Raw genomic sequence first — 258 nt, 5'->3', positions numbered from 1 at the left:
GCCCGAGAACTTCAAGAACCACGGCAATTATGTGATTTCGCTGGGCAACGTCACGCGTTGGCTCGGCCAGCAGGCGGAAGCCTTGGGTGTCGAGATCTTCCCGGGCTTCCCGGCCGCGGAAATCCTGTACAACGACGACGGCTCGGTGAAGGGCGTCGCGACCGGCAACATGGGCGTGGGCAAGGACGGCGAGCCGACCGAGAACTTCCAGCTCGGCATGGAGCTGCACGCGAAGTACACGCTGTTCGCCGAAGGCTG

At 63.6% G+C, this 258-nt stretch carries 1 protein-coding gene; it reads left to right on the top strand.

Annotated features, from left to right (window positions below; all coding sequences use genetic code 11):
- Window positions 1-258 (top strand): NAD(P)/FAD-dependent oxidoreductase (locus tag ACNQQL_RS36220; protein ID WP_416392830.1); only part of this gene is annotated, 258 nt, incomplete at both ends.

Source organism: Burkholderia sp. LFS061, from assembly GCF_047978125.1.
Classification (GTDB): Bacteria; Pseudomonadota; Gammaproteobacteria; order Burkholderiales; family Burkholderiaceae; genus Burkholderia; species Burkholderia pyrrocinia_C.
Note: the sequence above shows the minus strand (reverse complement) of the source record. Positions and strands in the feature narration are given on the sequence as shown.